The sequence below is a fragment of the Pseudomonas oryzagri genome (assembly GCF_020831405.1).
In the GTDB taxonomy this organism is placed as follows: domain Bacteria; phylum Pseudomonadota; class Gammaproteobacteria; order Pseudomonadales; family Pseudomonadaceae; genus Geopseudomonas; species Geopseudomonas oryzagri.
On sequence record NZ_JAJHPU010000042.1, the window covers coordinates 210,229 to 223,373 of the forward strand.

Annotated in this window: 8 protein-coding genes; 3 read left to right on the forward strand and 5 right to left on the reverse strand. The window is 67.8% G+C overall.

Annotated elements, in window-relative coordinates; all coding sequences use genetic code 11:
• Nucleotides 1-41: 41 nt before the first annotated feature.
• A complete protein-coding gene (locus LMJ29_RS16005; RefSeq protein ID WP_229606523.1) occupies nucleotides 42-1,292 on the reverse strand; it encodes a 2-aminoadipate transaminase in 1,251 nt (416 codons plus the stop codon).
• Nucleotides 1,293-1,673: 381 nt separating this feature from the next.
• Nucleotides 1,674-2,564 (reverse strand): LysR family transcriptional regulator, encoded by an 891-nt coding sequence (locus LMJ29_RS16010; RefSeq protein ID WP_229606524.1) that lies wholly within the window; start codon nucleotides 2,562-2,564, stop codon nucleotides 1,674-1,676.
• A 135-nt stretch (nucleotides 2,565-2,699) separates the two neighbouring features.
• On the opposite strand from LMJ29_RS16010, the gene amaB reads away from it, so the two are divergent.
• A complete protein-coding gene (amaB, locus tag LMJ29_RS16015; protein WP_319942228.1) occupies nucleotides 2,700-4,190 on the forward strand; it encodes an L-piperidine-6-carboxylate dehydrogenase in 1,491 nt (496 codons plus the stop codon).
• Nucleotides 4,191-4,452: 262 nt separating this feature from the next.
• The gene (locus LMJ29_RS16020; protein ID WP_229606525.1) at nucleotides 4,453-5,226 is read left to right on the forward strand and encodes a bestrophin-like domain; all 774 of its coding nucleotides are present in this window, start codon (nucleotides 4,453-4,455) and stop codon (nucleotides 5,224-5,226) included.
• 42 nt (nucleotides 5,227-5,268) lie between these two features.
• On the opposite strand, the gene LMJ29_RS16025 is transcribed toward LMJ29_RS16020, so the two are convergent.
• Entirely contained in the window at nucleotides 5,269-6,828 is a 1,560-nt protein-coding gene (locus LMJ29_RS16025) for a sigma-54-dependent transcriptional regulator (RefSeq protein WP_229606526.1), read from the reverse strand.
• Nucleotides 6,829-7,108: 280 nt separating this feature from the next.
• Here LMJ29_RS16025 and LMJ29_RS16030 point away from each other — a divergent pair, with 280 nt between their 5' ends.
• On the forward strand, nucleotides 7,109-8,305 hold the full coding sequence (locus LMJ29_RS16030) for an amino acid aminotransferase (protein ID WP_229606527.1): 1,197 nt from the start codon (nucleotides 7,109-7,111) through the stop codon (nucleotides 8,303-8,305).
• A gap of 1,125 nt (nucleotides 8,306-9,430) precedes the next feature.
• Here LMJ29_RS16030 and LMJ29_RS16035 read toward each other — a convergent pair.
• Both LMJ29_RS16035 and LMJ29_RS16040 read right to left on the reverse strand, forming a co-directional pair.
• Nucleotides 9,431-10,849, reverse strand: a complete 1,419-nt coding sequence (locus LMJ29_RS16035; RefSeq protein ID WP_229606528.1) for an amino acid permease — start codon at nucleotides 10,847-10,849, stop codon at nucleotides 9,431-9,433.
• A 660-nt stretch (nucleotides 10,850-11,509) separates the two neighbouring features.
• The gene (locus LMJ29_RS16040; protein ID WP_229606529.1) at nucleotides 11,510-13,117 is read right to left on the reverse strand and encodes a diguanylate cyclase domain-containing protein; all 1,608 of its coding nucleotides are present in this window, start codon (nucleotides 13,115-13,117) and stop codon (nucleotides 11,510-11,512) included.
• Nucleotides 13,118-13,145: the final 28 nt, after the last annotated feature.

Here is a 13,145-nt window from a genome sequence, read left to right on the forward strand (position 1 = left end):
CGCGGATCGGCGCCGCGGTGGCCGATAGGCAAGGTGCGGGCTTAGAGGCTCGCCTGCAGGGTGCGGCGGAAGATCTCCATGCCTTCCTCGAGGATTGCCTCCTCGGCGGTCAGCGGCGCCAGCAGGCGGACAATGTGGCGGTACTTGCCGCTGGGCATCAGCAGCAGACCGGCCTCGCGGGCGTTGGCCAGCAGGCGGGCGAGGCGCTCGCTGCCTGGGCCGCCGTCGGCGCTGCGCAGCTCGATGCCGCGCATGGCGCCGACGCCAGTCAGGCGCGCCAGTGTCGGAGCCAGCTCGCTGTCCTGCCAGGCGCGGAAGTGGCGCAGGATGCACTGCTCCTGGCGCTCGCCCCAGGTCGCCAGGTTGGCGTCGCTCATCAGCTCCAGGGTGGCCAGCGCCGCCGCGCAGGCCAGCGGGTTGCCCGAGTAGGTGCCGCCGAGGCCGCCCTTGGGCAGCGCGTCGAGCAACTGCGCGCGACCGACCAGCGCGCCGAGCGGCAGGCCGCCGGCGATGCTCTTGCCGAGCAGCAGCAGGTCCGGCTCTATCCCTAAGCGCGAGAAGGCGAAGCGCTGGCCGGTGCGGCCGAAGCCGGATTGGATCTCGTCGACGATCAGGACGATGCCGTGCTCGTCGCAGAAGCGCCGCAGGTACTGGGCAAACCCCGCGTCGAGGGCCTGGAAGCCGCCCTCGCCCTGCACCGCCTCGAGGATCACGCAGCCGACTTCGGCGACGTCGATCTCCACGCTGAACAGGCGTTCCATGGCGGCGCGCGCGGTCTCCACGCTGACGCCGTTATCGACGCTGGGGTACGGCAGGTGGTAGACCGGGCCGGGTAGCGCGCCGACCTTCTGCTTGTAGGGGGCAACCTTGCCGTTGAGGTTGAGCGCAGCCAGGGTACGGCCGTGGAAGCCGCCGTCGAAGGCGATCACCGCGCTGCGCCCGGTGGCGGCGCGGACCACCTTCAGGGCGTTCTCGGTGGCCTCGGCGCCGCTGTTGGTGAGCATCCCGGAGAGGTGATAGGACACCGGTACGAAGCGCGCCAGCGCCTCCAGCAACTGGCCGTAGCCATCATGGGGAATGGCGTTGAACGCCGAGTGGGTCAGCCGCCCGGCCTGCTCGCGTACCGCTTCGACGATGCGCGGGTGGCAGTGGCCGAGGTTGAGCACGCCGATGCCGCCGACGAAGTCGATGTAGCGCTTGCCGGCGGTGTCCCAGACCTCGGCGTTGCGACCGTGGCTGAGGCTGATCGGGTGGACGATGGCAAGGGATTGGCTGACGTGGGTCGCTGACATGGCGCGCTACTCCGCGAAGGATTCAGGGTGCGCACCATGAAATCGGCAAGGGCCGGCGGGCGGCAAACGAAAAAAAATCGCCGTGCCATTCCTTTTTTTCCTGCAAGCGGGGAATTACTCGTAGGGTGGACAGCGGCGCAGCCTTGTCCACCAGCCCTCGCGGCCGACGGTGGACAATCGCTGTAGGGGCGAATTCATTCGCCCACATATCCCGTCAAGGCGAATGAATTCGCCCCTACAGACCGGAAAATCGGCTTCATTCGGTTGCCCTGAGAGTCACGCCGGGGTCCCCTTGTCCACCAGTCCCCGTGGCCGGCGGCGGACAATCGCTGCGCGAGTTGTCCACCCTACCCCCTCGATACGGTAGGGCGGGCGGCCACCCTACCCCGCGTCGACCTGCCCGCGAATCCACTTAACGAAGGCGCGGATCTTCGGCACCTCGGCGGCGTGCTCGGCGTAGGCCATGAAGTGCTTGCCACCGCTCGGCAGCTCGTGGTTCCAGGCGACCACCAGCTTGCCGTCGGTGAGTTCGTCCTCGACCAGGAAGCGCGGCACCAAGGCGACGCCGCAGCCGGCCTGGGCGGCGCGGATGCACATGTAGAAGGTCTCGAAGCGCGGGCCGTGGTAGCTGTGGCTGGTTTGCAGGCCGAGGCTCTCGAACCAGTCGTGCCACGCCTCCGGGCGCGACACGCACTGCATCAGCACCTGCTCGCCGAGCTGTTCGGCGCTGACGATGCCGTCGGCGAACAGGTCCGGCGCGCACACCGGCACCATCGCCTCGCCGAACAGCTCGATGCACTCGGCGCCCGGCCAGGTGCCCTGGCCGTAGAAGAACACCACGTCGGCCTTGCCCTGCAGCAGGTCGAACGGCTCCAGCACGTTGTGCAGGTCGAGGTGGATGTTCGGGTTGGCCTTGCCGAAACCCTTGAGGTGGGGGATCAGCCAGCGCGCGCCGAAGGTCGGCTGGGTGGCCACCTTGAGCACCTCGGTGTTGCCGCCGTAGGAAAGGATGTAGTTGGTGGACATCGCCACCTGGTTGAGGATCTTGTCGACCTCGGCCAGGTACAGCTCGCCGGCCGGGGTGAGCTGCAGGCGGCGGCGGATGCGGCGAAACAGCAGGTGCTGGAGCATGTCCTCGAGCTGGGCGACCTGCTTGCTCACCGCGCTCTGCGTCAGGTGCAGCTCCTCGGCGGCGCGGGTGAAGCTCAGGTGGCGCGCGACCGCTTCGAAGCACTGCAGCGCGGTCATGGACGGCATCAGACGTTTGGACATGAAACTCTCGGCGAAGGGGCAAACCATGAATTTAAGGAATGATAAGACGAAAAACGCTCGCTTGTGAGCCCGCAAGAAGCGGATCGATACTGACCGGGAGGCCAAATTCCAACAATCCTGCGACAGGAGACACACATGGTCGAGCATCTTCTCAGCCGCCTGGGCGTCAGCGCCGAGGCCGCCAACCAGGGCAGCCACGTCATCCACAGCCCCATCGACGGCAGCCGCATCGGTGCCGTGACGCTCGAGCCGGCCGGCAGCGTGCCGGCGAAGATCGCCGCCGCCCAGGCCGCCTTCGAGACCTGGCGCAGCGTGCCGGCGCCGCGCCGCGGCGAGCTGGTGCGCCTGTTCGGCGAGGTGCTGCGCGAGCACAAGGCCGATCTGGCCGAGCTGGTGTCCTGGGAAGCCGGCAAGATCACCCAGGAAGGCCTGGGCGAAGTGCAGGAAATGATCGACATCTGCGACTTCGCCGTCGGCCTGTCGCGCCAGCTGTACGGCCTGACCATCGCCTCCGAGCGTCCCGGCCACCATATGCGCGAGTCCTGGCACCCGCTGGGCGTGGTCGGCGTGATCAGCGCCTTCAACTTCCCGGTCGCCGTATGGGCGTGGAACGCCACCCTGGCGCTGGTGTGCGGCAACGCCGTGCTGTGGAAGCCGTCGGAGAAGACTCCGCTGACCGCCCTCGCCTGCCAGGCGCTGTTCGACAAGGCGCTGAAGGCCTTCGGCGACGCCCCGGCCGGCCTCAGCCAGCTGATCGTCGGCGACCGCGACGCCGGCGAAGCGCTGGTGGCCGACCCGCGCGTGGTGCTGGTCAGCGCCACCGGCAGCACCCGCATGGGCCGCGAGGTCGCCCCGCGTGTCGCCGCGCGCTTCGGCCGCTGCATCCTCGAACTGGGCGGCAACAACGCGATGATCCTCACCCCCAGCGCCGATCTGGACATGGCGGTGCGCGCCATCCTGTTCAGCGCCGTCGGCACCGCCGGCCAGCGCTGCACCACCCTGCGCCGCCTCATCGCCCACGAGTCGGTCAAGGACGAGATCGTCGCGCGCCTGAAGGCCGCTTACGCCAAGGTGCGTATCGGCAACCCGCTGCAGGGCAACCTGGTCGGCCCGCTGATCGACCGGCAGGCCTTCGAGGCCATGCAGAACGCGCTGGTCAGAGCGCGCGACGAGGGCGGCCAGGTGTTCGGCGGCGAGCGCCAGCTAGCCGAGCAGTACCCGAACGCCTACTACGTCGCCCCGGCGCTGGTGGAGATGCCGGCGCAGAGCGAGGTGGTGCGCCACGAAACCTTCGCACCGATCCTCTACGTACTCAGCTACCGCGACTTCGATGAGGCGCTGCGCCTGAACAACGAGGTGCCGCAGGGCCTGTCCTCGTGCATCTTCACCACCGACGTGCGGGAGGCGGAAGCCTTCCAGAGCGCGGCCGGCAGCGACTGCGGCATCGCCAACGTGAACATCGGCCCGAGCGGCGCGGAGATCGGCGGCGCCTTCGGTGGCGAGAAGGAAACCGGCGGCGGTCGCGAGTCGGGCTCCGATTCCTGGAAGGCCTACATGCGCCGGCAGACCAACACCGTGAACTACTCGCGCGAGCTGCCGCTCGCCCAGGGCATCGTGTTCGACTAATAACGGGTTGTAACCGGCATCGCCGCGCCATGGTCCCCGCATGGCGCGGCGATGCCGTCCCTGCGTTCCACAGCCAGAAATCATCAGCGCAACCACCTCAAGCCCACCTCCCGGCTGTCCCTCCCGCAGGGACGAATTCATTCGCCTGAAAGGGCCGCAGTGGCGAATGAGTTAGCCCCGCGAGGACTAAAAAAGCCTGCCTATACTTCCTTCAGGAGCAGCCTGGTCCCCCATCCGCAAGGCTGCGACACCGGGGGGAAACATGCCCGAACTCGCGTTCTACCTGGCCGCGGCACTGCTGATCGGCATGCCCTGCGCCATGACGCTCGGCCGGCGCACCGCGCTGCGGATCGACAAGCGCGCCGACGAGGAAGGCGACGCCGGCGTGGGCGCGCTGGATGCCGCGGTGTATGGCCTGTTCGGCCTGTTGCTGGCGTTCATTTTCTCGGGCGCCGCCTCGCGCTTCGATCACCGCCGCGAAATGATTGTCACCGAAGCCAACGCCATCGGCACCGCCTATCTGCGCGTCGACCTCCTGCCAGCGGAAACCCAGGCCAGCCTGCGCCCATTGTTCCGCAGTTACGTGGAGTCGCGCCTCGCCACCTACCGCAACATCGACCAGGGTCTGGAGGCGGCCATGGCCGAGTACCGGCACAGCCTGGAACTGCAGACGCAAATCTGGCGGCAGGCGCTGGCCGGGGCGCAGCGCACGGCCAATCCGGCGGTCTATACGCTGGTGCTGTCCGCCCTCAACGAAATGATCGACATCACCACCACCCGCCTGGCGGCGTCCCGTTTCCACCCACCGACGATCATCTACGCCATGATCTTCGCCCTTGGCCTGGCGACCGCCTTCCTGGCCGGCACCAGCATGGCGAAAAGCAGGCGCCGGCACTGGCCGCATGTCGTCGCGTTTTCCCTGGTGATCTCGGCGACCGTGTTCGTGATCATCGACATCGAGTTCCCGCGCCTGGGCTTCATCCGCGTCGATAGCGCGGATCTGCTGCTGGTCGAGCTGCTGGAAAGCATGCAGTGAGTTCCCGGCTCCGGCGCTGACGCCGAGAATGCCGCCCCCGGCCTAGCCCTTCTCCGCGCCGACGCCGTACTGGCGCAGCTTGTTGGCGATGGTGGTGTGCGACACCCCCAGGCGCTTGCCGAGCAGGCGGCTGCTCGGATGGTCGCGGTACAGGCTTTCCAGCACCGCCTTCTCGAAGCGGCCGACGATATCGTCGAGGCCGCCGTCCAGGCTGAAGGCCCCCAGCGGCTGCGCGGCGTCGTAGTCGGGCAGGCGGATGTGCTCGGGCTTGACCAGCTTGCCGTCGGACAGCGACACCGCCTGGAACAGCACATTCTCCAGCTGGCGTACGTTGCCCGGCCATTGATAGTGGCGCAGGCGCTCCAGGGCGCGCGGGGCGAGCTGCGGCAGCGGGCAGCCGATCTGCCGGCTGGCCTGGTCGATGAAGTGCGCGGCCAGCGCGTCGAGGCCGTCCAGGCACTCGCGCAGCGGCGGAATGTGCAGCGACAGCACGTTTAGGCGGTGGTAAAGGTCGCGGCGGAACTCGCCGCGCGCGCACAGCTCGGAGAGGTCCTGCTGGGTCGAGCAGATCACCCGCACGTCGAGGTAGACCTCCTCGTCGCTGCCCACCCGGCGGAAGCCGCCGTCCTGCAGGAAGCGCAGCAGCTTACCCTGCAGGCGCGGACTCATCTCGCCGACGCCGTCGAGGAACAGGGTGCCGCCGGCGGTGAGTTCCAGCAGGCCCAGCTTGCCGTCCGGGCGGGCGCCCTCGAAGGCGCCGGGACCGTAGCCGAACAGCTCGGTCTCGGCCATCGACTCCGGCAGGCCGGCACAGTTGAGCGCCATGAACGGCGCCTTGCCGCGCGGGCTGGCCAGGTGGCAGGCGCGCGCCAGCAGCTCCTTGCCGGTACCGGTCTCGCCCTCGATCAACAGCGGCGCATCCAGCGGCGCCATGCGCCGCGCCTCGCGTACCACCGCGGCGAGCACCTTGGAACTCTGGAAGATGCTGTCGAAGCCGCGCAGCTCCTGACGGCGCACGTTGTAGATGTGCTCGCCGATGCGATCGGCGCGCTGCAGGGTGAGCACCGCCCCGGCCAGCGCCTCGCTCTCCTCGCCCTCGGACTGCAACGGGGCGATGTCGGCGAGGAACACGTCGCCCTTGACCTTGACCCGCAGGCCATTGATGCGCGCCTTGCTGGCGCGTACCAGCGCCGGCAGGTCGAAGTCCTCGGCGTAGCGCGACAGGGCGATGCCCGGCACCTCGTCGACGCGCACGCCGAGCAGCTGGGCGGCGGCGCGGTTGGCGGCGACGATCTGCCCGGCCATGTCCACCGACAGCACCGGGAACTCCAGGGCGCCGAGCAGCGCGTTGAGCTCCAGGGCGCGCCGCTCGCTGGGCATCAGGCCGACGCGCTGCACATTGAATACGCCGGAAATGGTTTCCAGCTTGGGCCGCAGCGACTGGAACTGCAGGTTGATCAGGTTGGGGCAGAGCAGAAAGATGGCGTTGCCCTGCTCGCCGCCCACCTCGCCGCGGGCGACGTTGACGCCGTAGTCGACCAGCAGGTTGAGGATGTCGCGCAGGATGCCGACGCGGTTCTGGCAAAGGACCTTGAGGCGCATTGGGAAGCCCGTATTGTGTTTGTCGTCGGGTCGGGAGCGCCGCAGGCGCATTCTGTCGTCAAGAATATGTGACAGGAGAGCGCAAAAAAAGCCCGGCAAGCTGCATGAAACAGCCTAAAAAGCGCCATTCGTAACGAAATTCTTACGAATTCGCTCGCCACGCCGGCACGGGAGGCGGCGAGTTCCGCCCCGGTCCGCTCCGGACTGCGGTATCCATGACGCTCCATAACTCCAAGAACCGGCCGCGCCCGGCGCCGGCCGCCCGTGCAGAGGAACGTCAATGCGTCATTTCCAATCCGTCGCCCGCGTGCCCGATGATCCGATTCTCGGCCTGATGGAGGCCTACCGCCGCGATCCCAACCCGGCCCGCCTCGACCTGGGCGTCGGCGTCTACAAGGACGACGCCGGCCACACGCCGATCATGCAGGCGGTGAAGCAGGCCGAGCAGCGCCTGGTGTCCAGCGAGACCACCAAGATCTACAGCAACGGCCACGGCGACCCCGAGTTCGGCCAGCAGCTGCTGGCGCTGGTGCTCGGCAACGACTCGCCGCTGCTCGCCGGCCAGCGTGCCGGCGCCACCCAGACCCCCGGCGGCACCGGCGCCCTGCGTCTGGCCGCCGACTTCCTCAGCCACTGCCTGCCCGGTCGCGGCATCTGGCTGAGCGATCCGACCTGGCCGATCCACGAGAGCATCTTCGCCGAGGCCGGCCTCGCGGTTGAACACTACCCCTACGTCGGCGCCGACAACCGCCTCGACGTCGACGCCATGCTCGCCGCCCTGGAGAAGATTCCGGTTGGCGACGTGGTGCTGCTGCACGCCTGCTGCCACAACCCGACCGGCTTCGACCTGGGCCAGGACGACTGGCGCAAGGTGCTGGAGATCGTCCGCCGCCGCGAGCTGCTGCCGCTGATCGACTGCGCCTACCAGGGCTTCGGCGACGGCCTCGACGAGGACGCCTGGGCGGTACGCCTGTTCGCCGCCGAGCTGCCCGAGCTGCTGGTCACCAGCTCCTGCTCGAAGAACTTCGGCCTGTACCGCGAACGCACCGGCGCGCTGATCGTCTGCGCCGACAGCCACGACAAGCTGCTCGACGTGCGCAGCCAGCTGTCCTCGCTGGCCCGCAACCTGTGGTCGACGCCGCCCTCGCACGGCGCCGCGGTGGTCGCCACCGTGCTCGGCGACGCTACCCTGCGCGCCCAGTGGCTGACGGAGCTGGAGCAGATGCGCGTGCGCATCCTGCAGCTGCGCCACGGTCTGGTCGAGGCCCTGCAACCGTTCGGACTCGCCGAACGCTTCGCCCACATCGCCCGCCAGCGCGGCATGTTCTCCTATACCGGCCTCTCCATCGAGCAGGTGCGTCGCCTGCGCGAGGAGTCCAGCGTGTACATGGTCGGCCGCGGCCGCGCCAATATCGCCGGCCTCACCGACCGCCGCCTCGGCGACCTGGCCGCCGCCATCGCCCGGGTCTGCGACTGACCCTCCCCGCGGGGCGCCAGCCGGCGCCCCGCCTTCCCCTCGGCGCCACCGCGCCGTCCCCACGCACTTCCCAACGCACTTCCCATCCCATCTCGCCAGGCCAGCACCGGAACCCGGCTGCCCGCCCGGCTGCCGTCGTTTCCAGACAACCCGCAGGCGCAGCGGGAAAGACCCGGACACCGCCTGCCCGGCACTATGGCCACGACGAGCTCCACAGGGCCAAGGAGGGCTCAAATAGAGAGAGGGAGAATCGACGCGGATCGACAGGAGGGGCAAGCCGCAGCGGCCTGTGCGCGCCCGGGGCGCAGGGTGGTGAATGCGGGAAAGCCGAGCGCTGGCCATCGGAGCGCCGATGCCGATATGACGGCCACCGGAATGCCGGAGGCCAGAAAGCACAAGGGGGAGCCATTGGCTCCCCCTTCGAATCGGTCGTGCTCGTTTTGTTGTTCTTGTTGTGCTGACAGGCCTGTTGTTCTTGTTGGCAGCCTGTCCGGGCCTGAGGCCCGGTGGCAGTCCCAGGACGGGACATCAAGAACAAACGGATTCCTTTGGACGCTGATATTGCCGCTACCCTGACGGGTTCAACCGGTGCTGGCCGCTGCCTCGAGGCAGTTTTATGGTTCTCGGTCCGGTCGGGGATGCCGCAGTCGGGCAACTCCTCTCCAAAAGAATCGGTTTGCTGCGCCTCCACCCTGTTGTTTTTGTTGTGTTGGAGTCGTTACGTCTTGTTTTTATTCTGTGATGCAGTGTTCTTGTTTTTGTTGTGCGCTAGATATAGCAGGTGGCGTGCCAACTTTTAAAATTCCTTTTAATTCAATGACTTACTGATATACACCACGGCACGAAGCGGCGCAAAAGGCATTTTTCCGTTACCGGGCGCCCCAGCGGCCGTTACGCCCGGCTGGCGCGGTAACAGCATCGTGCGCGGTTACGCACCGCCGCCCCTTCCAGCCCTCCCCCGATACCCCGCCCTTCGGCCTCTCCCAGCCCTCCAACAGCGCAGCCGGGAAATCGGTGCAATATCCCGGCTGGCCGCCAATAGAAACACCCGACGCAAAAACGAAAAAACCCGGCCGAAGCCGGGTTTCTCGATATCTGCCGGGGCGGACCCGGCACGCTGGCCTATCAGCCTGCGGTGTAGCCGGCGGCGCTGCGCGCCTCGGCAGCCTGGCTGGACAGCTTGAGGCGGTAGCAGCCCCACATCACCAGCAGCCACACCGGGATGGCGTAGACCGACACCTGGATGCCCGGGATCAGCACCATCACGCCGAGGATGAACAGCACGAAGGCCAGGCACAGGTAGTTGCTCAGCGGCGACCACAGGGCGCGGAAGCTGCTGGTCACGCCGTCGCGATTCATCTGCTGGCGGAACTTCAGGTGCGAGTAGCTGATCATCGCCCAGTTGATCACCAGGGCGGCGACCACCAACGACATCAGCAGCTCCAGGGCGTTCTGCGGAACCACGTAGTTGACCACCACGGCGAGGAAGGTCACCAGCGCGGAGACCAGCAGGGCACGCACCGGCACGCCACGCTTGTCCACCTTGGCCAGCGCCTTGGGCGCATCGCCCTGCTCGGCCAGGCCCAGCAGCATGCGGCCGTTGCAGTAGGTGCCGCTGTTGTACACCGACAGCGCGGCGGTCAGCACCACGAAGTTCAGCAGGTGGGCGGCGGCGTCGCTGCCGATCAGCGCGAAGATCTTCACGAACGGGCTGCCGCTGTACGGGTCGCCGGCGCTGTTGATGCTCGCCAGCAGGGCGTCCCACGGGCTCAGCGAGAGCAGGATGACCAGCGCGCCGACATAGAAGATCAGGATGCGGTAGATCACCTGGTTGATCGCCTTGGGGATCACCTGCTTGGGGTTCTCCGCCTCGGCCGCGGTGAAGCCGAGCATTTCCAGGCCGCCGAAGGAGAACATGATGAAGGCCATCGCCATCACCAGGCCACTCACGCCGTTGGGGAAGAAGCCGCCATGGCTCCACAGGTTGGCCACGGTGGCCTGCTCGCCGCCGGCGCCGCTGAACAGCAGGTAGCAGCCGAGGACGATCATGCCGATGATCGCCACCACCTTGATCATCGCGAACCAGAACTCGGCCTCGCCGAACAGCTTCACGTTGGTCAGGTTGATGGCGTTGACCACCAGGAAGAACACCGCGGCGGTGGCCCAGGTCGGCACGTCCGGCCACCAGAAGTTGATGTACTTGCCAACCGCGGTGAGTTCCGCCATGCCGACCAGGATGTACAGCACCCAGCAGTTCCAGCCCGACAGGAAGCCGGCGAAACCGCCCCAGTACTTGTGGGCGAAGTGGCTGAAGGAACCGGCGACCGGCTCGTGGACGATCATCTCGCCGAGCTGGCGCATGATCAGGAAGGCGATGAAGCCGGCGATGGCGTAGCCGAGGATCATCGAGGGGCCGGCCGACTGCATCACCCCGGCGGAGCCGAGGAACAGGCCGGTGCCGATGGCGCCACCGAGGGCGATCAGCTGGATGTGGCGGTTCTTCAGACCGCGCTTGAGTTCGCCGGAGTGCAGGCTGTCACTCATCTTGCGTCACCTTTGTTTTGTTGTCTGTGACAAATGGAACCGCTTCGCGGATAGCGCGGCGGCATGGGCAAGGCGGATACACCTCAGGTTCGGATCACGACGGATTGGGCTGCACCTCCGGGTCGACCTCGGAATCGGCCGTGCTCGAACCCTTCGAGATGCGCTTCGACGCCTCGGGGTCACAATCGGCACGCGGCCTGGTGTGGGGAGAGTCAGGGGGCGATGCGCCCGGAAGTGGTGGCGCGACGGGGTGGGGAGTCGCCCGTGCGCCCTGCGCAGAAGGCGACGAAGGGGAAATCGTCGCCCGGGATGAGGGGGTGTTGCTGGATCAGGGTGAGCGCGTGCATGGCGCCTCCACTTTGTTTTTGTATGGCCAAGGGGCCTGGGTGGGAGGCATATCACCCTGTACGCCGCGCGGGGACAAGCCATCGCGGCGGCAGCTGGCGCCCTCCGCGACAGCTACAAGTGGCAGGTTTTCGTTACAGGGCGCCATGAGGCACGGATAGGCGGGATTCCCGCGCCCGGCCCGTAACGTTTTTGTTACGCGCGAATGGCCGCAGGGCAGCGAATCGGCGCACGCCGGCGGCTGCGGGGGAAGGACGGCAGCTCCCGGCGCCATCCAGCGACGGGCTTCGGGCAGAGGCAAGGCGGCAAGCCGCCCTACTCCGGCAGACGCTCCGCGACCGGCTTCTGCGCCTGGCCCTGGCCCTGGCCGAAGATCCGGTAACAGCCCTTGCCGGCGGCCTTGGCGTCGTACATGGCGCTATCCGCCTCGCGGATCAGGCTGTCGACGCTGCTGGTCCCGTCGGCCAGGGCGACGCCGATGCTGGCGGACACGGCGACTATCTGACCGCCAGCGTTCAGCTCGATCGGTTGGCCGATGCCCTGGACCAGCCGCCCCGTCACCTCCTCCAGGCCGGTCTTGCCGTCGGTGCCGACCAGCAGCACCACGAACTCGTCGCCGCCGAGGCGCGCCACCGTATCGCTCGAACGCAACAACGCCAGGATGCGCCGCGCCACCACCCGCAGCACCTGGTCGCCGGCCTGGTGGCCGAAGTGGTCGTTGACGTACTTGAAGCCGTCCAGGTCGATGACGCAGACCGCCAGCTGGCCGCCCAGGCGGTGCCGGCCGGCCAGCGCCAGCCTCATCCGCTCGCGCAGCAGCAGCCGGTTGGGCAGTCCGGTCAGGGCATCGTAGTGGGCCAAGCCGTCGAGCTCCTTCTGGCGCACGACCAGCTCGCCGTTGGCCCTCCTCAGGGCCACGGCACTGCGCTGGGAGCGCGCCAGGTAGAACAGCAGCATGGCGGTGAACGACAGCAGCGAGAGCATCAGCAACAACGGCTGGATACTGGTGGCCGGACCGCCGCCCGGCTGCTCGACGACGAACTCGACGACCCACTTGCGCCCGGGGACCTCGAGGACGTGCTGGACGATACCCGCGGACGGCGGCTGCAGGCTGGCGTCGCGCGGGTAGATGGGCACCGCCGTTTCCCCCTGCATCTCGTAGAGCCGCGCGTCGACGCGGGCGTCGCCGAAGGACATCTCGCCGAGCAGCAGGCTGGGGCGCAGCAGCAGGATCAGGTAGCCGTCGAGCGCTTCCCAGCGCTGCACGGTGGTGACCAGCGGCGCGTCCATCCGGTAGACCGGCTGGTAGACCGCCACTGCCAGCGGGCCGTCCGGGTCCTGGATCAGCGGGAACACCGAGGTGATCCGCTGGTCGCCGACCTGCGCCGCGGCGCGGGTGACGTCCTGGCTGTAGGGCCGCTCGAGGGTATCCAGGCCGATGACCCCGCGGTTGCGCTCCAGTGGCTCGGAATAGCGGATCGGGTAGTACACCCCGCGCGGCGGCGCCCGCAACTGGTTACCGGTAGGGGCGTGGGCGTCGAAGATGCCCAGCGGCTTCGCCTGGAAGGCGGCGATGTCGCGCTCGAAGCGGGCGCGGTCGGGCTCGGCGACCCGCGGAGCCCAGTGGATGGCGAACGCCTCGGGATAGTTGCCCAGTACCTCGCGGGAAAAGCGCTCGAACTGCTGGCGGTCGACCGTGCCGCTGGCCAGGAAGAAACCGCGATAGGCCCGCAGCAGTTGGGTGGAATGCTCGAGCAGGCGCTGCACATGCTGGGACTGGACGTGGGTCAGCCGCTCGAACTCGCTCGCCCGCAGCTTGCGCTCCATATCCATGCCGTAGCGGTAGGCGGAAAACGCCACCAGAGCCCCGAGGGCCCCCACCAGCAGCAGCCTGACCCTATAGCTTCTTGGTTCAAACGCCATACACAGCCCCGCGTTGCATCCCGATGAC